The sequence below is a fragment of the Candidatus Blochmanniella pennsylvanica str. BPEN genome (genome assembly GCF_000011745.1).
GTDB classification, from domain to species: domain Bacteria; phylum Pseudomonadota; class Gammaproteobacteria; order Enterobacterales; family Enterobacteriaceae; genus Blochmanniella; species Blochmanniella pennsylvanica.
The window spans coordinates 459,635-482,454 of sequence record NC_007292.1 but is presented as its reverse complement, the minus strand read 5'-3'; the positions used below and the strand labels follow the sequence as shown (position 1 = coordinate 482,454).

General features: G+C 28.7%; 14 protein-coding genes and 2 pseudogenes. 11 read left to right on the top strand and 5 right to left on the bottom strand.

Features of this window, described 5'->3' with window-relative positions; all coding sequences use genetic code 11:
- Positions 1-86: 86 nt before the first annotated feature.
- On the bottom strand, positions 87-1,466 hold the full coding sequence (purB, locus tag BPEN_RS01990) for an adenylosuccinate lyase (RefSeq protein ID WP_041567565.1): 1,380 nt from the start codon (positions 1,464-1,466) through the stop codon (positions 87-89).
- Positions 1,467-1,885: 419 nt separating this feature from the next.
- Positions 1,886-2,989: a tRNA 2-thiouridine(34) synthase MnmA gene (gene mnmA / locus BPEN_RS01985; protein ID WP_011282937.1), complete on the bottom strand. Its 1,104-nt coding sequence runs from the start codon at positions 2,987-2,989 to the stop codon at positions 1,886-1,888.
- A 724-nt stretch (positions 2,990-3,713) separates the two neighbouring features.
- Between mnmA and mntR the strand changes: the two genes are divergently transcribed.
- Positions 3,714-4,175, top strand: coding sequence for a manganese-binding transcriptional regulator MntR (gene mntR / locus BPEN_RS01980; protein WP_011282936.1), 462 nt, complete (start codon positions 3,714-3,716; stop codon positions 4,173-4,175).
- A gap of 460 nt (positions 4,176-4,635) precedes the next feature.
- Entirely contained in the window at positions 4,636-5,280 is a 645-nt protein-coding gene (locus BPEN_RS01975; protein ID WP_011282935.1) for a transglycosylase SLT domain-containing protein, read from the top strand.
- 924 nt (positions 5,281-6,204) lie between these two features.
- On the opposite strand, the gene BPEN_RS01970 is transcribed toward BPEN_RS01975, so the two are convergent.
- A complete protein-coding gene (locus tag BPEN_RS01970; protein WP_011282934.1) occupies positions 6,205-6,843 on the bottom strand; it encodes a winged helix-turn-helix domain-containing protein in 639 nt (212 codons plus the stop codon).
- A 651-nt stretch (positions 6,844-7,494) separates the two neighbouring features.
- On the opposite strand from BPEN_RS01970, the gene BPEN_RS01965 reads away from it, so the two are divergent.
- Positions 7,495-9,570, top strand: coding sequence for a TonB-dependent copper receptor (locus tag BPEN_RS01965; RefSeq protein WP_238374052.1), 2,076 nt, complete (start codon positions 7,495-7,497; stop codon positions 9,568-9,570).
- Positions 9,571-9,725: 155 nt separating this feature from the next.
- On the opposite strand, the gene infA is transcribed toward BPEN_RS01965, so the two are convergent.
- Both infA and trxB read right to left on the bottom strand, forming a co-directional pair.
- The gene (gene infA / locus BPEN_RS01960; protein ID WP_011282932.1) at positions 9,726-9,944 is read right to left on the bottom strand and encodes a translation initiation factor IF-1; all 219 of its coding nucleotides are present in this window, start codon (positions 9,942-9,944) and stop codon (positions 9,726-9,728) included.
- 490 nt (positions 9,945-10,434) lie between these two features.
- Entirely contained in the window at positions 10,435-11,391 is a 957-nt protein-coding gene (trxB, locus tag BPEN_RS01955) for a thioredoxin-disulfide reductase (RefSeq protein WP_011282931.1), read from the bottom strand.
- A gap of 635 nt (positions 11,392-12,026) precedes the next feature.
- Here trxB and BPEN_RS03410 point away from each other — a divergent pair.
- The 8 genes and pseudogenes from BPEN_RS03410 to rpsA form a co-directional block, all read left to right on the top strand.
- Positions 12,027-12,485 (top strand): annotated as a pseudogene (locus BPEN_RS03410) (DNA translocase FtsK 4TM domain-containing protein); the annotation flags it as partial.
- Between the two features lie 27 nt (positions 12,486-12,512).
- A pseudogene (locus BPEN_RS03390) lies at positions 12,513-14,387 on the top strand (DNA translocase FtsK); the annotation flags it as partial.
- Positions 14,388-14,525: 138 nt separating this feature from the next.
- A complete protein-coding gene (gene lolA, locus BPEN_RS01945; RefSeq protein WP_011282929.1) occupies positions 14,526-15,143 on the top strand; it encodes an outer membrane lipoprotein chaperone LolA in 618 nt (205 codons plus the stop codon).
- A 784-nt stretch (positions 15,144-15,927) separates the two neighbouring features.
- Positions 15,928-17,214, top strand: coding sequence for a serine--tRNA ligase (gene serS / locus BPEN_RS01940; protein WP_011282928.1), 1,287 nt, complete (start codon positions 15,928-15,930; stop codon positions 17,212-17,214).
- A gap of 337 nt (positions 17,215-17,551) precedes the next feature.
- A complete protein-coding gene (gene serC / locus BPEN_RS01935; protein ID WP_011282927.1) occupies positions 17,552-18,640 on the top strand; it encodes a 3-phosphoserine/phosphohydroxythreonine transaminase in 1,089 nt (362 codons plus the stop codon).
- A 131-nt stretch (positions 18,641-18,771) separates the two neighbouring features.
- Positions 18,772-20,070, top strand: a complete 1,299-nt coding sequence (gene aroA, locus BPEN_RS01930) for a 3-phosphoshikimate 1-carboxyvinyltransferase (protein WP_011282926.1) — start codon at positions 18,772-18,774, stop codon at positions 20,068-20,070.
- Positions 20,071-20,198: 128 nt separating this feature from the next.
- Positions 20,199-20,918, top strand: a complete 720-nt coding sequence (gene cmk, locus BPEN_RS01925) for a (d)CMP kinase (RefSeq protein ID WP_011282925.1) — start codon at positions 20,199-20,201, stop codon at positions 20,916-20,918.
- 74 nt (positions 20,919-20,992) lie between these two features.
- Positions 20,993-22,687 (top strand): 30S ribosomal protein S1, encoded by a 1,695-nt coding sequence (gene rpsA / locus BPEN_RS01920; RefSeq protein ID WP_011282924.1) that lies wholly within the window; start codon positions 20,993-20,995, stop codon positions 22,685-22,687.
- The last annotated feature ends 133 nt before the right edge of the window (positions 22,688-22,820 follow it).

Sequence of the window (22,820 nt, the reverse complement as noted above, 5' to 3'; positions counted from 1 at the left end):
GATTGTTATGTATTATAAATACAATATAACGTGAATCGTTCGGTCCATTTCATGTGCTTTATAGAAATTTATTTATAGTTTTATTATTATATTATATCAGTGATATCATTTGCCATGACTGCCGCCAATCCTATGTAATCAAGTGGTGTGATTTTTTGTAATCGTATTTTTTCTGTTGCTGGTAATGGCAGTGATTCAATAAAAATTTTTATTTTTTCAGGATTAATTTCTGTATTATTGATGAATTGTTTTGTGCATTCATAAGATTCATGAATATTGTGTCGTCGCATTACTGTTTGAATAGCTTCGCTTAACACTATCCAGTTTTTATTTAACTCGGTTAATACATGTTCTTTATTAACTGTCAGTGTTTTTATACCTTTTAATATGCTATGGTAGGCAATTAAGGCATATCCCATGGCCATACCTAGATTTCTTAAAACAGTAGAATCGCTTAAATCACGTTGCCAACGCGATATTGGAAGTTTAGCGGAAAAATGGTTAAACATGGCGTTTGCTAACCCTAAATTTCCTTCAGAATTTTCAAAGTTTATAGGATTTACTTTATATGGCATAGTAGAAGATCCGATTGTAGTATTGCTATGATTTTGTTTAAAATAATTAAGAGCAATATATCCCCATATATCTCTATTAAAATTTATTAATATGGTATTAAATCGTGCAATGCAGTCGGATAGTTCGGCAATATAATCGTGTGGTTCTATTTGTGTTGTATAAGGGTTCCATTTCATGCCTAAAGATATAACAAACTCTTCACTGAATTTGCGCCAATTTATTTCTGGATATGCTATTACGTGAGCATTATAGTTTCCTACGGCACCATTCATTTTACCTAAAATCTTAATTGATTTTAATTGATGATATTGACGTATCAAACGGTATGCAATATTAGCCATTTCCTTTCCGATAGTAGAAGGGGTAGCGGGTTGTCCATGGGTTCTAGATAACACAGGAATATCTTTATAATTAATACTCATTTTTTTTATTTCATTAATAATTTGTTTCCAAATGGGCAAAAAAACAGTTTTTTTAGTGTTAGTCAGCATCAATCCATACGCAAGATTGTTAATATCGTCTGAAGTACAAGCAAAATGAATAAATTCACTGATTTTTTTTAAATTAGGTAATATGTTTATTTTTTCTTTTAAAAAATATTCTATTGCTTTGAGATCATGATTGGTAATTTTTTCTATTTCTTTAATACGTTCTGCGTCTTTAATATTAAAGTTGATTGTCAGTTTATTTAAAAAATCAGATTCGATTTGTGTAAAAGGTGGTATTTCCGTAATAGCAATTGTGTTAGCTAGTTTTTTCAACCAATAAATCTCTATTTGTACACGAAATTTCAGAAAACTAAATTCACTAAAAATATTACGTAAAGAATCAGTTTGTTTGTAGTAACGGCCATCAATAGGAGATATTACAGTTAAGGGCGATAATGTTATCACTTTTTCCTCTTCATAATTAACTAGATGCTCATATTTTATATGATATTTAAAAATTACAAGTTTATCCAAGATAAAATATGTGTATCTTATTGAATATTTTTATATTTTTTTAAGAAAGTTTTATTTCATAAATATAGGTGATTATATGATATTAGCGTTAATGTTTAAAAACATATAGGATGATGATAATCAATGATAATTCATCACAATGATAGACATGATTTTGTAGAATATTCATATAATTGATTTATTGATATTTATTTAGGTGATTTTGATTCTAACTAAGCTCATGAAACTATAACATTTATTTATTTATAATGGAAATGTAAATTATATGCAATAACTATTAGTTATATTTGATTTTAACAATTGATATTTTTGATAATTGTTAAGACAATTTCTTAATGTTTAAGAATCTAACAATGGTATATTTTTGTAATAATCCCTCCCCCCAAACAACGTTCTTTTAAATAAAATACTGCTGATTGTCCTGGTGTAATTGCTAAAACCGGAATTTTTAAAATAACTTTAAGATTGTTGTTTAAAAGAGGATATATTTGACATTGAATATCGGGATGTCTATATCTGGTTTTAACTGTGCAATGTAAAGGGGATGTAAGTGCGTCTCGTTTTACCCATTGGGTTTGTTCAGTAATGAACGCGATAGACATGAGACGCGGATGATTACGTCCTTGCGCTGCAATTAATGTATTATTTGATGTATCTTTATCTATTACGTACCATGGTTGTCCATTTCCTTGTTTCACTCCACCTATTTTTAGGCCTTTTCTTTGCCCTAAGGTATAAAATGATACTCCTTGGTGGGCGCCGATTGTATTTCCATTTATATCGATTATAACTCCTGGTCGTATTGGTATATATTTACTAATAAAGTCTTTAAATTTACGTTTACCAATAAAACAGATACCAGTTGAGTCTTTTTTGTTTGCTGTAATTAAGTTTAATTTTTTAGCAATATTTCTAACTTGGAATTTATTTAATGTTCCTACAGGGAATAAACATTGTTTAAGTTGTTTATAGCTTAGTGTATACAAAAAATAACTTTGATCTTTATTTCGGTCTACACCACGTATCAGATAAGTTTTTTTATTCATATCAACACGGCGTACATAATGTCCGGTTGCAATAAGATCCGCGTCTAGATCTTGCAATGCAAATTCTAAAAAATACTTAAATTTAATTTCTTTGTTACAAAGTATATCAGGATTGGGAGTTCGACCCACGCTATATTCTTGCAAAAATACTTGAAATACATTTTCCCAATATTCTTTAGAAAAATTTATGGTATGTAGATATATGCCCAAATTATCGCAAACAGAATGAGTATCCGATAAGTCAGATGCTGATGCGCACTGTTCTGTGCTGTCGTCATCTTCCCAATTTTTCATAAATAATCCTTCTACTTTATATCCTTGTTGTTGTAGCAACCATGCAGATACAGAAGAATCTACACCACCAGACATTCCAACAATTACTTTTTTTATGTGATTAAATGACATTATTTATAATAAAATAAAATATAAAATGATTCATATAGTATCTAATATAGAAGTTTTGTATTTTAAGTATTTATTTACATAAATGTATGCGGATAATAATAGTATATAAAATAATTTATACGATTTATTTTTTAATTTCCACAATATACATTTTAAAAAAATTAAATATTTATAACTCATATGAAGAATGGAATTAAAAGATATTTATTTGATCTATAAATATAATGATATAGTGTATCAAATAATATTATCATCACTTAAGGCAATTTGATATATAAATATCATATTTTGCTAAATATTTTGTCAATTAATTATTTATTCTATCAAACATACGTTGATTACTATTATTACATATTAGTATGTATGGATAAATTACGATAGATCAAGATGATTTTTTATGTAATTAATTATTAAAAGATATATTAAAAAAATTATCTAATATTTAGATAATTGTTCTTTCTATTTAAGAGATCAGCGCGATAGTCAAATATTTAATTTGTTTCTATGTTATATATGTATATGTAGTGTTTATTATTTTTATTTAACATACATAAATTATTTGATATATCGTATTTACTAATATGAAGTATAGCATGTAGATTGTGAACTTTATATTCACACTTGTAGACAAGTATATAACGCTTATTATTTAATAAATACAATATCTACTTATGCAAATCGACAAAAAAGTATTATTATTTATAATGTAACATGAGATTTTATTATGACTAAAAATGAAGAAGTGTTGTCCAGTAATTTAGCGTGTTTTAAAAAAAAAACAAATAATTTACAAGGATTTATCCAGGTTAGAGCAGCACATCGACGTGAGCTTATTGATGATTATATTGAATTAATTGCAGATTTAATTCAAGAACGCGGGGAAGCACGTCAAGTAGATTTAGCATTAAGACTTGGAGTAACGCAACCAACAGTAGCAAAAATGTTAAAAAAGTTGATAGCCTCTTCATTAATTAAGCATAAACGTTATTGTGGGGTGTCGTTGACAAAACAAGGAAGGCAATTGGCTTATGAAAATCATATACGACACAAAATTGTAAAAACTTTTTTAATAGATTTAGGCATCAATAAAAAAATTGCTCAAAGAGATGCAGAAGGTATCGAGCATCATGTTAGCAATGAAACATTGTTGGCATTTATTCAATTCTCTAAGCGCTTCAATAAATAATTATCTATGTACGTGATTTTATCTATGTATGTAATACATAGATGGTAAAAAGTAAGTTTTAATGTTGTGTATTATAATTATAAATATTTAATTTTGAGTTTTTATTTTAATAATTTTTTGTTTAAATTCATTTAAGTAATTACTATTTAATTTTAGTAAAAAACGTATAAAACCTATGTTATCCTTATTTGTTAAAGAAATAAATGTTCTGTTCTATACAGAACAGTCAATTTTTTAATATTTTTAGTATAAACTTTAAGTATAATTATTCGCTCGGTAACAAATATAACATGAATCATTATTCGTGTGTCTATGTCTGCATATATGTATAAATAAATGTTCTTATATATTTTAATTATTAAAATTGTGGAAAAATTACTTTTTTAAAGTATGAGAGCATCACTTTTATATAATAATTTTATGAAGAAATACATATTTTGATCATAAAAATCATGAAATTATGAAGATATACATAATACATTTAGTTGTAATTTTGTTACTAACAACTTGTGCTCAAAAAAATATTGAAAAAAATACTACATGGACATTATATACTAATTCAAAGTACAAGATAATTTATTTTTCTAAACGAATTACACCGTCTATGTATAATGATTACATTCATTATTGTGCTATGAATTATGGAGTAGATGCATCTTTAGTGAAAGCCATTATTCAAGTAGAATCTAATTATAATCCTACTGTAATTAGTAAATCTAATGCTGTTGGATTAATGCAGCTTAAAGCGGATACTGCAGGAAGAGATGCTTATCGTTTGAAAGGATGGAGAGGAGAACCTAGTATTCATGAATTAAAAAATGCTGCTGTTAATATTGATCTTGGTACTGCTTATTTGTCTATATTGCAAAAACAATTAGAGGGAATTATTGATGTAAAAACTAGACGATACGCCATAATTGTTGCTTACGTGAATGGTTTAAGTGCGTTGTTGAAAACATTTTCTATTGACCGTAATTACGCCCTTGAAAAAATAAACAAACTTAATCCGGAACAATTTTACCAACATATACAATCTCATCATCCATCTAAGCAAGCGCAACGCTATTTATTTAAAGTTAATTCTGTTTATGTTACACAAAATTAGTTGTAATAATAGTTTTTTATTTTTATAAAAATATTTTATTTTTGATAAATTTTATGAGGTATACGTTATAGCTATTGTGATTTGGTGGAACATATTATTAGTATAATTTGTTTATAGCAGGTTCATTTTATGTACTTTAAATAAGTAAATGGTATATTTAGTTTCGGTTGTTATTGAAATAAATCAATACAGGATATTGATAACTTTTGAATGATAATAAACAGTTGTTCTGACTCAGTTAAATTAGCTATAACGATATTAAAAATATAATAATGTTTTCTTGTTCTCATTATTTAATTAAAAAAACTTTATTTCACGCATAGAATAATAGAATAACTTGTGTCTATCTATTTGATAGATAACGTATGTATTTATATACAGTGATATACATTTCATTATTGTTGAGTAGATACAAATGTCAATTTATTTTAATGATTTAGATATGTATGATTGATTTATATTTTGTTAGAGAGCTCTCTATTCTGGGGAGCTCTCTTAATAATTTTTTAATTTTTATGCTATTTATTTTATAATGTGGTTATTTTTAGTAAAAATATAAGAATTACAGACAATACGATAATGCTTTAGAAAAAAATAATATTATTTTTTAATAAATAGTTGATAGACATCAACTATAATGATTGTTGAATTTTAACAAAAGGGAAGTGCGTTGAATTTAATTGGTTTATTTAACAAATTTATAAATGGGTGCTTAATCGAAGAAGTGCTTTTTGATTGGAAGAATATATAAATGAATGCATTTTATTTTTTATATGTTTTTAGTAATTATTAGTGAATAACGTGTACAATCCATGTAATTTATTGAAAGCACACACTGTTATTACGTGCATGTTGTATAACAATTAAAATTTTAGAGTTAAAAGGCAAGATAATATGAATTACATTATTATTTATTTGATGGTGCTATGTAATTTCGGTGCACTGCATAATGCAGTCATTACATTCAAATCCTAATTCTGAATGGAAAGCGCAAATATTACATGAGTTTATTTCTTTGCAACAATATAGTTTAATATGATCTTTTTTAGTGTATAAAAACACAAAACCAATGCTGAGTAATATTACGGCCATTATCGTCAGAGTAATCATATATTTTATATGAGCTTTGATATTTAGTAAGATAGAAGATGATAGTAAATTATTGTTTTGATCTGTGGTTTTATGTAGAAGGGAAGATACGCATGGTTGATCTTCGTGTATTTTTTCTACAATCAATTGATTGTTTAGCTTTAGCCCTCGTTTAGGAATAGTTATAATGGACGAGGAATCTAATCCAAAAGACGTTAAAGTTTTTCGTATTAAACTAATTTGTTGATTTAAGTTGCCGTTAGATGGTTCCAGTCCATAAGCTCTCCAAACGATTGAAAACAAGTGCTCTCGAGTGACTGGTGCACAAATATCAATATTGTGTCGTTTAATAAGCTCTTCTAATACTCGTCCGGCAGAATTAGATAATTTTACTGATGTGTTGGAATCAGTTAATAATGTCAGAGTATATTCTGTAGTGTCAAATATTATAGTCGATTGAATGACATATTTCATTTAATTACTCTATATGAACTGTACATGGGTAAATTAACATTTACGTTAGCTTTTTACATAAGGTTCAGATAATATATTTTTTTAATTAAAATATATATAGATGCTATAAGAAGTATTTCATTATAAAAATACATTAACATGATTATAATCTGTGTTATTTAGATTATGGCGTTTACAATTTATTTTTTGATAGTATAACAACATTTTGTAAAAATCTAGCATATTAGTAGGTGTACTGATCAAATCGATATCGTTTTGATAAGTTGATTCTTTTGATAAATCAAATAAGACGTGTTAACTAAAATTCAGGTGAAGATATAGAATAGCAACTCCTTTGACTTTTTCAGTGTTAGTAATAATATTGTAAATTCAATGTTATATAGATTACAATTTTTTTTAAGTATTATGATATTTGTAAATAATTTCAAGATTAGGTTTTTAGTCAGAAACGTTTGGTTTTAATCGAGATTGTTAATATTATCTATTTATCTGATTTTATATTAGAAGAAATTAAGTTTTTAATATATATTGTAATAATGATATTAGTATCTTGAAAAGAATGTAACAGTTATGAGTATACATATGGTACATGATAAATTTTTTTATAATAATGAAATATTAATTCATATGATATCATTTTTAATATGTTTTATGTTAATCATATTTACTGTTAATAATTCTCAAGCTAATTCAAATGATGTATCTGTTAGTAGTAGACCCAAAGATATTTCGAAATCAATATTTAGTGACATACAAACACTACCTATATTATTCCAAGGAAAAATGCATGATGACGTCATAACTGTTATTTCGCCAAAAAATTCCCCATTGATTTTTAGTGATTCTCCTGCAAAATCTTTGCAGTCGTTGTATGTAATTGATGTTTCTGATTATTTAAAAGGTATTACTGGATTTTCTGCTATTCGTAATGGAGGAGTGAATAACGAACCAGTGTTTAGGGGAATGTTTGGATCTCGAATACGTATTTTAATGGATAATGGAGAAATACTTGGTGCTTGTTTTTCTCATATGGATCCTGTTAGTGCTTATATTTTTCCAGAGACTTTTGATATTTTAAATATCATTAAAGGCCCTCAAACAGTACTATGGGGTCCTGTAACATCTGCAGGTACGTTGCAATTTGAACGATATCATCCTCAATTTGATAAATCAAAAATTCAATTACGTAGCAATGTAACAATCGGTGCAAATAATAAAATAGATAAAAATATAGATAGTATTATGGGGAGTAAATATGGCTATATTAGATTAATAGGCAATGTTTCTCGTTCAGACGATTATCATGATGGCAATAAAGACCAGGTACATTCTGCGTGGTATAAATGGAACGCTGATGCGATTTTGTCATTTAATTTGAGTGCAGATACATATTTAGAAGTCAGCCTAGGACAGGGAAATGGTACTGCAAATTATGCTGCTCGATCTATGGATGGATTATGTTTTGCTAGAGAAAGTTATGGAATGAAAATAGAAACTTTAGATATCAGCAAAACATTAGATAAAATTGAATTACAAGCTTGGCATAATTATGTAAACCATATTATGGCTGATACTGTGTCTCATAATACAGAACTATCTACTGAAAAATGTTGTGGGTTTAGTGGTAATATTAATAATAATGTTGATCGATTAATATGGGGTGCACGAGGTATTACTGTATCTCAGTGGGACAATATCAAATGTCATAGTGGAGCAGATGTTCAAATTAATACACATAGAGAACATATGAAATCTAATTCTAATTGGAAAACGGATATTGTTTCTCGAGACACTGGCATATTTACCGAATTGATCTTTGATTCATTGTCAAACAGAAGATTTACTGGAGGGACACGACTGGAATACAGTGTGATTAATTTTAATAATTCTTCTAAATATAAACGACATGGTATAGTATATCCCGCTGGTTTTATACGCTACGAGAATAATATCAATCCGTTGTTGTCATATTATATTGGTGTAGGAACAAGTTTTCGTTTGCCTGATTATTGGGAGTTATTTTATACTAAATTCGGTGAAAATATTAATATAGATGATATTTTAAAATTAAAACCTGAAAAAACTGTTCAGGTAGATATCGGAGCGTCTTTTCAACATCTACAAATAAATGGATGGATATCATCTTATGCTGGATATGTTAAAGATTTTATTGTATGCGATTATCGCAACGATGATGCTATACAAGATGCTATTAGTTACGCGGAGAACATTCATGCTAAAATATGCGGAACTGAAGTAGGATTAAATTATCAATTTAATGAGCATTGGCACACTGCGACTAATATCTCATGGGTTTGGGGCATGAATATTGATGATGGTTGCACTTTATTTAGAACTCCTCCATTGGAGGGTAAGATTACATGTCAATGGATACGAGGAAGTTATAGTATAACTGCTAAGTGGAGATTGGCATTGGCGCAATCTATTAATGATTCGTTGATGTCACCAGGGTCTTTTGTTTCTAGAAATATGTTGCCTCATACAGATGTAAATTGTAATACTTCAGGATTTGGAATATTATCTATGAATTTTGCATGGAAAAGTTCTCAATTTTATAAATTTAGCATTGGTGTAGATAATTTGCTAAATCATAGTTATAGAGAATATCTGAATTCATGTGTTCATAAACGGCTTGGATATCCTTCTGGTACTCTGATTTATGAACCAGGACGTACCTGGTGGATTAAATTAGGTATGGAGTTATAAAAAAGATAAAAAATCTTTATTTATATTAATGTGATTGATGCAACGAGTATGCATGAATTTACCATGATTTCTTGAAATAAACTTAATAGATAGACTTGTGTTCACAGTGGATTTAACGGTGCATATATATAAAAGTTTAAATTAGATTTTTATTGTTATCGGCTACGGAAAATAATCCTTCCTTTACTTAAATCATATGGTGTCAGTTCAACAGTGACTTTGTCTCCCGTTAATATTCTAATGTAGTTTTTTCTTATTTTTCCAGAAATATGTGCTACAATGACGTGTCCGTTTTCTAATTTTACACGAAACATCGTATTAGGCAAGGTATCCAATACTGTACCGTGCATTTCGAAACTATCTTCTTTTGTCATTATGATCTCTAAAAATTAAATAAACGATTCGGAATTCTCTCACAAGATTAGAAGCTAATCAAGTGTTGATTTGATTCGTATGATAATTTAAAATTCCCAATTTTAATAAATTTATTATAAAAGTTTATTTTTTGTTGAATACAATCACTAAATTATAACTATAATAATGGACTATAATGGGATCTATATTGTTAGAATTTGGTTACTTTTTTATTTACTTTAGACATATATACTACTACTTCGGGACAAATCCTATTTTTGTTTTGTATTTTATGTATTCAGATTGTAGTATGTTCACTATATATTTTGTGTAGTTAACTTCATATGTTTATTCAACGTTGTTGCTAACATGCTGAATAGCATTAAACATTAGTTTTTACTTGTTAAATATTAATTTTTATTTTTAGATTTTGTAAGTACGAATAATTATATATTTTATTTAAAAATTAATAGATAGTTTTATTTGAATTTTGTTTTATTTTTTGTTGTATTAATACATAATAGTAGATAAATAACGTTCAGCGTCTATTGCAGCCATACAACCTGATCCAGCTGCAGTAATTGCTTGACGATAGCTGTGATCCATAACGTCTCCTGCTGCAAATATACCTGGAATAGAGGTGGCAGTTGCGTTGCCATTCATACCGGAATGCACACAAATGTATCCATTGTTTAATACAAGTTGATCATTAAATATAGAAGTGTTTGGATTATATCCAATGGCAATAAATATACCTTGAAGATTTATTATGTGTTCCTTGTGTTGTTTTAGGTCTGTCATACATAAACCGGTAACATCTGTACCATTACCTAATATTTCTTTAACGATATGATTAGTATGCAAAACAACATTACCGCTGTGTACTTTATTCATAAGTCTATTAATTAATATTTTTTCTGCGCTAAATGTAGAACGACGGTGAATCAAATGAACCTTAGAAGCAATATTAGATAAATATAAACTTTCTTCTATCGCTGTATTACCGCCTCCAATAACTGCAACAATTTGTTTATTAAAAAAAAATCCATCACAAGTAGCACACGAAGATACTCCCTTTCCTTTATATTTTTCTTCAGAAGGTATACCAAGACTGCGAGCATATCCTCCTGTACTTATGATTAAAGCGTGACATGTATATTCATGTGTATTACCATATAAACAAAAAGGGTATTGTTTAAAATTTACTTTAAATATGTGATCAGAGATAATTTCTGTGTGTAAAGAAACAGCGTGCGTATTCATACGATTCATTAATGTAGGTCCAGTAAGATTTTTTGGATCTCCAGGCCAATTCTCTATATCTGTAGTAGTATTTAATTGACCTCCTATTTCTAATCCAGTGACTAATACAGGATTTAAATTAGCTCGTGCAGCATAAATAGCTGCGGTATATCCGGCGGGTCCTGCTCCTAATATGAGTAGTTTGCAATATTTTTTTATCATCATAATAATTGTATCTCCTTATATGCTGATTAAGTATATTGTAGTAAGCATTATATTTTTTGGTATGTAATATTAATAGAAAACAGATGCAATATTGTAATTTAAAATAAATTATTACTTAGTTTAGATTATTCTTATAAATTATATTTTTATATGTTATTTCTATGCATAGAAATATATTTTTAACGATATCAATGTTGGATTGGATACATAATTCCTATGTAGTTGAAAATAAGGATCTCAGTCAAAACTACAAATTTGTTATTATATAATAAAATTACTGTAATTAATACTAACTCATACAAAAAATTGTATGTATTCGCGAGATATGTTTGTGATATGCATCAAGCGTTTTATACAAAATTAAAAGTATTTTTTAATTTTATTAGGATTTTGATTTTTGTTAAAGATATATGTGTTGAAGTAATATATTTAAAACATTATTTGTTTATAATTTTTATAAATTAGAGTATATACATAGCATGTATATTGAATCTATGACACAATGATATTGTGTGTAATTATTTATATGAATTAACAGTATTATTATTATTCAAATATAAATGCAATACTTGATATAAATAAAACGATTATTACATAAAAAATGATTATCAATATTTAAGCAAGAGATATCTTCAGTGATTAATGTTATATTGATTGGTGTAAGTATAACTTTATTATATTTAATTATCTCTTTAATTAGTTTTAATCCTGCAGATCCTGGCTGGCTACAGACTATTTGGGATGGATCTATTCATAATGTTGGAGGTATGTTAGGAGCGAAAATTTCTGATTTCTTATTTTTTATTTTTGGTATTCCAGTTTATATAATTCCGTTATTTCTGTTCTTTTATCTTTGGAAGATTTGTGTGCAGGGTATGCGTATTACTGTTTTTATTTTTATATTTAAATTAATAGGTATATTGATATTATTATTCGCGTGTTGTGGATTAGCTCATATAACAATCGATAATTTTTTTTATTTTTCTTCTGGTGGCATAGTAGGAAGCATATCGTATGATATTATTTCATCTTATGAAAAAATGACTCATCATGTCAGTATAATTTTATTTTTTTTAATTGGAATTATTGATATTATAGTGTTTTTTAATAAATTTTTTTGGATGATTTTCAAAACTATTAAGAATCAATTATTTAATTATTTACGTTATTTAAGCGCATTATTTTTTTGTAAAAAAAAATATCGATATCAATTTATTCATCAAAAATCGTGTACTAAACGACTCATGTATCCATTGGTTTTTTCTACACAGGATCCTAATTTTTTTAAAAATTTTAAAAATGATTTATTAAACATACAAATCATCCCTGATGTATCTAAAAATATTAGCAGATCTACTAAGCAATTTAATCCTATTTTAAAAAATAATTTTTTTAAAATGAAATGCATTTCAGCAATAAAGATATTTAGTCGGGGCCCCAATTTTATTGAGCGCTTTTTATTTTGTTCTAAATTACGGATGAGCAAGGCAGGTTACAATTATTATCAAAAAAAATATGTGACTGATGTTGTTTCTAAAGGAAAAAATTGTTTTGTAAAAATTAATAAATTTGACAAAACAATTTGTAGTAGCAATAACAATATACATTGTGTTGACAAAAGAGAACAAAAAAATAATGTATCCTTGATACAAGATTTAAATGTAATACGTACTGATAGAAATAATATTGATCAAAAAATTCCCATTTTTGTTAAAAAAAATATAAAAAAATATGTACCCTTGTTTAAATGTAAAAAAGTTCCTATAGGGCATCCTACTTTATATTATGATAATCGCGTTGCTACTTTCCCAGATATTGACTTATTGACTACATCTTCTTCAGAAAAAACAACGACAGATTTCTTGGAATTAAAAAGAATTTCTCAAGTGCTAGAATCGAAGTTACTAGAATATCATATTATAGCAAATGTGGCTAATATTGTTCCTGGTCCGGTAATTACTAGATTTGAGTTGAATTTATCACCGGGTATAAAATCGTCAAGAATTTCTAATTTATCACGCGATTTAGCTCGTATTTTATACACAAATTCTGTTAAAGTGATAGATGTAATTCCGGGTACTCCATATGTTGGATTAGAAATTCCTAATAAACAGCGCAGAACAGTATATCTAGGAGATATTATTGGTTCAGATCAGTTTAGGAATATCAACACTCCATTAGCGTTGGTTCTGGGACAGGATACAGCTGGACAGCCGTTAATTGTAGATCTTAAATCTCTGCCTCATTTATTAGTTGCTGGCACTACTGGATCAGGTAAATCTGTTGGCATTAATGCTATGATTATTAGTCTTTTATATAAGGCTACGCCAGAAGAAGTGCGTTTTATTATGATTGATCCTAAAATTTTAGAATTATCAATATATTCAGGTATTCCTCACCTTTTAAAACAAATTATTACCAATACACAAGAAGTTTATGAAGTATTACAATGGTGTGTAAAAGAAATGGAGCGTCGTTATAAACTGATGGCTATGCTCAGTGTCCGGAATTTAGAAAATTATAACAGCCATATAACGCAATTTTATTCTAAAGAATATGTAACAAACAATATTATCAGTAAATACGTGAATAATAATACTGCATCTTGTTCTAATACATTAGACAAATTACCTTATATTGTAATTATTGTAGATGAATTTTCAGATTTGATGATGACTACAACAAAAAAAGTGGAAGAATTAGTTATTCGTTTAACACAAAAGGCTCGCGCTGCTGGGATTCATGTAATATTAGCAACCCAAAGACCGTCAGTGGATGTAATTACTGGAGTAATTAAAGCAAATATTCCAGCCCGTATAGCTTTTACTGTATCAAGTAAAATAGATTCTCGTACTATTCTTGATCAATCCGGAGCAGAATCCTTATTAGGTATGGGCGATATGTTATATTTAGGGCCTCACTCTTCCATGGCTACTCGGGTACATGGAGCCTTCATAGAAGATCAAGAAATAGATGCAGTAGTTAATTTTTGGAAAAATCAAACGATTAGTTCATGATCCTTTCTGAATAATCAGCATTATTGTATCTCATATAGGAATATATATACAGATATATAATGTTGTTGTTTATTTAAACAAATATATAACGATAATGGAGGAGATAATGAATTCAGAATGATGAAACAGACAATATATGCTGTTTTTTTAAACGTTATTATAGCTATTACAGTAGTAGCTGATGATAAATCTTTTTTTGTTTTACAAAATCGCCTTAAAAAAATAAATAATTTTTATGTACATTTTATTCAGAAAGTTGTTAACTCTGATAACAATGTGGTGTTAGAATATCATGGAGAATTATGGATAAAACGTCCTAATTTATTTAATTGGCACATGATATCTCCTGAAGAAAATTTTTTAATATCTGATGGGAAAACACTTTGGTTTTATATTCCTTCTATCAAACAAGTTACCGCGTATCGGTTGCAAAACTTTTCTGATAATATTTTTTTTATGTTGTTTTCTAGTAACAATATATATGAATGGAATGAATATACTGTATCTCAAAAAGGGGATTTTTTTCATTTAATACCAATAAGTAACAATTTTACTTTAAAAGAATGTAGAATTAAAATTACTGATCAGGGTACAATCGAGAAATTTAGTATTTTCGAAGAAAAAGGACAACGTGTAGATTATTGTTTATTAGATCAAAATAATAATGACATTGATATAAGTAAGTTTTATTTCGCTCCTTCTAAGGACATTGAACTAGATGATCAAAGAAAATAATATCTATTAGATAATTAATTTAAATTTCTGTTAAATAAATAAGAAAAATTGTTTTTTATGTGAGATATATATCAAAAATCATATAAGACACTGTTCAGTTAATTTTTATTGATATGTTGTAAGGAGTTTGACGTGTATCGTGATATCTATATAATAAAAGAAATTTAGAAAATGTTATAGTCTAGACATTCCATAATAATAAAACGTATTTGATTATTATTGTATTGGTTCTATATTAGTTTTCACGAAATATTAACAGAGTGCGTATTTTGTATCATTGAAAAATAATGGGAGTGTTATTATGAGAATATATATATGATTTTAACAGTCATATATATGTGACATATATCTTTGTTCTTTAATAAAGATGCAGTAAATTCATTAGAATTGTTTTCACGTGATCACCTATATATTATATAGGTGTGTTTATATATGAGGGAGGTATTGTTTTTAAAAAAGAATCGAAAATACTATAAAGTAGCGCTACTGTATGTATAGTATACAAGTGTATTTTGTGTACAAACACCAATTGTTTTTAGATATTTTGCAAGAGTCAAATTAGATAGGCTAGAAAAGCGCATATATGCACTTGAAATATCATTAAAATAATAAATCGTGAGATTTTACATTTGGTATAGTGAAATTATATGATATTGTGGATTGTAATAAATAATAATATGGTATGAATTTGTTATAATAGTGTAAATTTGTTGTAGTTGTAAAAAAATATATTATTAGTAATAACTAGCATATGATAAAACGAATAGAATAGTATAGGTTAGATATGATTGATCCCAATTTATTGCGCAGTAATCTTGATTTAGTTGCTAAAAAGCTTGCTCGCAGAAAGTTTATACTAAATATTAATAAATTTCGTCAGCAAGAGAGTTTGCGGAAAATTTTACAAAAGAAAACTGAAAGTTTACAGACTGAACGTAAAGCTAAGGCTAAAATTATAGGAGTAGCTAAGTCTCGTGGAGAAAATGTAGAGTTTTTATGTCAAGAAGCATATGTTTTAGGAAAAAAATTAACTTCTCTTAAACTTGAAAATAAAGAATTAAAAAACAGGATTAAACAATTTGAGTTATCTTTGCCGAATATTCCAGATGATCAAGTGCCTTATGGATTTAGAGATCAAGATAATTTAGAAATTATGCGTTGGGGTAAGCCGGGTCAATATAATTTTCCAATACGGGATCATGTAGCGTTGGGCGCATTAACTAATGGTTTAGATTTTTCTAATGCAACAAAATTAACTGGATCACGTTTTATCGTAATGAAAGGACAAATAGCGCATTTGCATCGCGCTTTGTCTCAATTTATGATAGATTTGCATGTTAAACGTCATGGATATGAAGAGTATTATTTACCATATTTAGTAAATCAAGACTCTTTATATGGTGCAGGTCAATTACCAAAATTTTATGAAGACTTGTTTCATATTCAACACTTACAATCTGGAACTAATCCATACGCATTAATACCTACCGCTGAAGTACCTTTAATAAATTTAGTTCGTGATGTAATTCTTGATGAAGAAGAATTACCTATTAAGATGGTTGCTCATACTCCATGTTTCCGTTATGAAGCAGGATCATATGGTCATCATACTCGTGGATTAATTAGGATGCATCAATTTGATAAAGTTGAAATGGTTCAAGTAGTACATCCAGATAAATCCATGCAGATCTTAGAAGAAATAACTAGTCACGCGGAACAAGTATTGCAACTACTTAAATTACCATATAGGAAAATATTATTATGCACAGGAAATATTGGATTTTCTTCTTGCAAAACATATGATTTGGAAGTATGGCTTCCAGCATATAATGCTTATTGCGAGGTTTCTTCTTGTTCAAATGTTGGAGATTTTCAGGCGCGTCGTATAAGAGCGCGATATAAAGGAAGAATGAATAGAAAAGCGAGATTATTGCATACTTTAAATGCTTCCGGAGTAGCAATAGGTCGAGCATTGGCAGCGGTGCTTGAAAATTATCAATTAGAAGATGGACGTGTGGCGATTCCTTCGGTACTATCTCCTTATATGAGTGATATAACACATATTAATTGAATGTTAATCTTTAAATATAGGTTTTGGATTTAATTAATTGTTATTTATTTTATTAAATAAATAAATGTATTGTATATTTATTATGAGTAACTAGATCATTGAATTAAAGATAATAATAAGAAAATTCATTATTTTGATAAAAAATTTTGTTTTGTTTATTGCACTTAACAATGTTGCTTATGCTAAAATAATAGTTTTCATTTTGTTATATTAAATGAAAATTTCAATACAGTATGTTACTTAAAATGATTTTATATTTTTAATTGTTGTTTTCAATAATAGTTCATTATGAAGGATACTGTTTTAATTAATTTAATTATTTATGATCGATCATTATATGAATGAAGTATTCAATTTTAGCGCGGGTCCAGCAATGTTGCCGAAACAAGTTTTAAGGCAAGTTAAAGAAGAATTATATAGTTGGAATAATATGGGCGTCTCCGTCATAGAGATAAGTCATCGTAGTAAAGAATTTTTGCAATTAATGCAAGAAGCGAAACAAGACATGCGTGATCTTCTTGATATTACAGAAAATTATGAAGTTTTATTTTGTCATGGTGGAGCGCGTGCACAATTTTCTGCGATTCCTATGAATTTATTAAAAACATCTTCAGAAAGAGTTGATTATATAATAACTGGGTATTGGGCATACAACGCAGCAATAGAAGCAAAAAAATATTGTGATCCACGTATAATTAATGTGGTCGGCGAAAAAAATGGACTACATAATATTCAACCTATATCTAAATGGGATGTTTCTGAAAATAGTCTGTATATTCATTATTGTCCTAATGAAACTATTGATGGAATCGCTGTATATGAAACTCCAAATTTTTCTGATAAAATAGTGGTAGCGGATTGTTCTTCAACTTTATTTTCGGGCCCACTGAATATAAACCGTTTTGGTATAATTTATGCTACGGCTCAAAAAAACATTGGCATATCTGGTTTGACTGTGATAATTATCAGAAAAGATTTATTGAAAGAACCTTGTCTAGTAGTCCCGTCTATTTTAAATTATAAAATTTTAGCTGATAATTTCTCAATGTTTAATACGCCTGTCACTATGTCCTGGTACGTTGCTAGTTTAATTTTTAAATGGTTGAAAAAACAAGGAGGCTTAAAGGAAATTAATAAACGTAATCAAGAAAAATCAGCTCTTTTATATGACGCTATTGATTCTAGTAATTTCTATTATAACAATATTAGTCTATCTAATCGTTCATACATGAACATCCCCTTTTTTTTAAAAAACAGTAAATTAAATGATCTTTTTTTAAAAGAATCAATATCTTTCGGATTGCATGGTTTGAAAGGACATAAAGTAGTGGGGGGTATGCGCGCATCTTTATATAATGCCATGACATTAGAAGGTGTAAAAAAATTAATTAGATTTATGAAATTATTTTCTGAAAAATATCGCTAATTATATTCAATCGATTACATATGTTCATATGTTAAATAGTTAAATACAATCACATATTTTTATTGTAAATGGTATATTATGGGCTATTAATTTCAAAAATCAAATATTTTTATATAAAAAGTTGGTGAAAAGTGAATGATTTTATCAAATTAGCTCCTATAAAAAAAATACAGGGAACCATCCATCTTCCTGGTTCTAAGAGTATATCAAATCGAGCATTGTTATTAGCAGCTCAAGCTACAGGTACTACTCAGTTAACTAATTTGTTGGATAGTGATGATGTGCGTTGTATGTTGGATGCTTTACGTAATCTAGGAGTATCATATTGTCTTTCAAATAATAGAAAAACTTGCGAAATTAATGGTATTGGTGGCCCGATTCAATCAAAAAATAACAATCAACTAATTTTGTCTTTGGGAAATGCCGGGACTGTTATGAGACCTCTTATTGCGGCATTGTCTGTACAGACTCAAAATATCGTGCTCACAGGTCATCCTCGTATGAAAGATAGACCGATTGCACATTTAGTAGATGCCTTAAGACAAGGAGGTGCGCGTATTGAGTATATGGAACGTAATGGTTACCCTCCCATACGATTGTATGGAGGGTATTATGGAGGCGAAATTTTTATTAAAGGGAGTATTTCTAGTCAATTTTTGTCATCTGTGCTCATGATGACGCCATTAGCGTATCGAGATACTCTCATTAAAGTGGACGGAGCATTAGTATCCAGACCATATATTGATATAACTTTGTCTCTTATGAAAATTTTTGGAATCAACATACAACATGATAATTATCGTGTTTTTTATTGTAAAGGAAATATGGCATATCAATCACCTGGAGATTATTTAGTGGAAGGAGATGCCTCGAGTGCTTCTTATTTTTTAGCAGCATCAGCTATTCGAGGGGGTACTGTTCGAGTTATAGGAGTCGGTCGTAATAGTAAACAAGGAGATATTTATTTTGCGAATATATTAGAAAGTATGGGAGCAAAGATTGCGTGGGGTGATAATTATATAGAGTGTACTCGTGGAGCTGATCTGAATGCTGTTGATTTAGATGTTAATAATATTCCAGATGCAGCAATGACTCTTGCTATTACTGCATTATTTTCTATTAATGGCCCTACAATATTACGTAATATTTACAATTGGAGAGTTAAAGAAAGCGATCGACTAGCGGCAATGGCTACCGAGTTACGTAAAATAGGGGCGGAGATTGTGGAAGGTTATGATTATTTACAAATTACTCCTCCATTTAAAATAGAATCAGCTTACATTAATACTTACGATGATCATCGCATAGCGATGTGTTTTTCTTTGGTGGCATTATCGGATGTTTCTATTATAATTAATAATCCTAAGTGTACCGATAAAACTTTTCCAGATTTTTTTACACAATTATCTAGTATTAGTGTATTGCAATAAGTATTCTATACAGTGTGATATTCATATATAATCTAAATTGTACATATGAAATCATGATCATTAAATTTTATTAAGATATTAAAAATAATCATTATATAGTGAATTTTTTGCGCTACAAGGGGATAATTGTGAACAATATATTTCCAGTTATTACTATTGATGGCCCAAGTGGAGTAGGGAAAGGGACTTTATCTAGGAGATTAGCAAAAATTCTTGGATGGAATTTATTGGATTCAGGAGTGATTTATCGAGTGTTAGCATTAGCAGCTTTAGAAAATAAAATTGATATTAATCGTGAAGAAAAAGTAGCAGTACTTGCGGAAGAGATACAGATAAGTTTTATAAATAGAAAAAATAATTTTTTTGTATCCTTCAATGGTAAAGAAATTAAAAAGGATATTTATACGGAAACTATAGGAAATTATGCATCTAAAATTGCTGTTTTTTCGAAGGTACGTAAAAATTTGTTGACATATCAACGTACGTTTTGTCAATGTCCGGGACTTGTTGCTGATGGGCGGGATATGGGAACAGTAGTATTTCCTAATGCGGAATTGAAAATTTTTCTTTATGCTTCTTTTGAGGAAAGAGAGCGCCGTAGATTACATCAGTTGCAGAAAAAAAACTTTGGTGTTAATTTTAAGTTTTTATTCTCACAAATAAGAGAACGAGATGTGCGTGATTATAACCGACAATCAGCACCGTTAACTCCTGCAATTGATTCATTAATATTAGATTCTACTCATTTATCTGCTGAAGAAGTAAAATCGAAAGTACTTATGTATATTAGAGAGAGTCTAGTATTCTCATCGAGAGTACTATATAATACTACGCATAATCAAGGATAGTTATGATATATTTGTTATAACTCCATCAAACATGGAGTGTGGTGGACGTTAATTGAAAATTGAAGATTATAAAAATGACAGAATCGTTTGCTCAGCTATTTGAAGAATCTTTAAAAAAAGTAGAAACTTGTCCTGGATCCATTGTTCGTGGAGTTGTTGTTGCTATTTTTAAAGATATTGTGTTGGTCGACGCAGGATTAAAATCAGAATCTGCTATTCCTATTGAGCAATTTTATAATGCTCAGGGAGAATTAGAGATTTCAATGGGTGATTATGTTGATGTTACATTAGATGCGGTAGAAGATGGGTTTGGGGAGACTGTTTTGTCTCGTGAAAAAGCAAAACGTTACGAATCTTGGGTATCATTAGAACAGGCACACCAAAATATGACCACTGTTACAGGTATTATTAACGGAAAAGTAAAAGGAGGATTTACTGTTGAACTAAATGGCGTACGCGCTTTTTTACCTGGTTCTTTGGTAGATGTTAAACCAATACGTGACACTTCATTTTTAGAAGGGCAAGCATTTGAATTTAAAGTAATTAAATTAGATCATAAACGCAACAATGTTGTAGTGTCGCGTCGCGCAGTGATTGAATCTGAAAATAGTGTTGAACGTGATCAATTGTTAAATCAATTACATGAAGGAATAGAAATTAGAGGGGTAGTTAAAAATTTAACTGATTATGGCGCTTTTATTGACTTAGGAGGCGTAGATGGGCTGTTACACATTACTGACATGGCATGGAAACGCGTCAAACATCCTAGTGATATAGTAAATGTTGGAGATGAAATTATTGTTAAAGTATTAAGATTCGACCGAGAGCGTATTCGCGTATCTTTGGGTCTAAAGCAATTAGGAGAAGATCCATGGGCGGCTATTGTTCAACGCCACAAGGAAGGAAGTAAATTGATAGGACAAGTAACTAATTTAACTGATTATGGATGTTTTATTGAAATTGAAGATGGAGTAGAAGGATTAGTACATGTATCCGAGATGGATTGGACTAATAAAAATATTCATCCTTCTAAAGTAGTGGCGGTAGGAGAATCTGTTGAAGTAATGGTATTAGATATTGACAAAGAACGACGAAGAATTTCTTTAGGATTAAAACAATGTAAAATTAATCCATGGCAGAAGTTTTCAGATATGTATAATCGAGGTGATCGGGTTATGGGCAGGATAAAATCGATTACCGATTTTGGTATTTTTATAGGATTAGAAGGAGGAATTGACGGTTTGGTGCATCTTTCTGATATTTCTTGGTATTTATCTAATGAAGAGGCTGTAAATAAGTACAAAAAGGGTGACGAAATAATTGCTGTAGTCCTTCAAGTAGATGCAGAACGCGAACGTATTTCTTTAGGTATAAAACAGTTAACAGAGGATCCTTTAAATGTGTATTTATCTGCTCATAAAAAAGGAAGTATAGTATCTGGAAAGATTCTTTCTATAGATGAAAAGGGGGGGGTTACTGTCACATTGGATGAGAATATGGTAATTGGTTATTTATCTATTCCTGCCGTATCAAATAATAAATCTACTCATAAAAAAACATATATGTCATTACACATAGGCAATGATATATTAGCAACACTAGATGGGGTAGATCGTAAAAATAGAATCATCAATTTATCTGCATGTAATATATGTGATTCAATTCAAAAATCAGAAGTCAACATTATTGACAATCATATCAAAGAGAAAGATAAGAATTTTTCTAGTGTCATGGTTGAAGCATTTAAAGCGGCAACTAAGAATGAGTAATTATTTTTTTATTAAATAATTTTTATATATAATCTATTAATATGTTAAACTGGGTCAGTTATAGGTAAAAAGAAATAAAAAAGTGAATAAATATTTTAATATTTATATATGATATCTATATATATAGAATTTT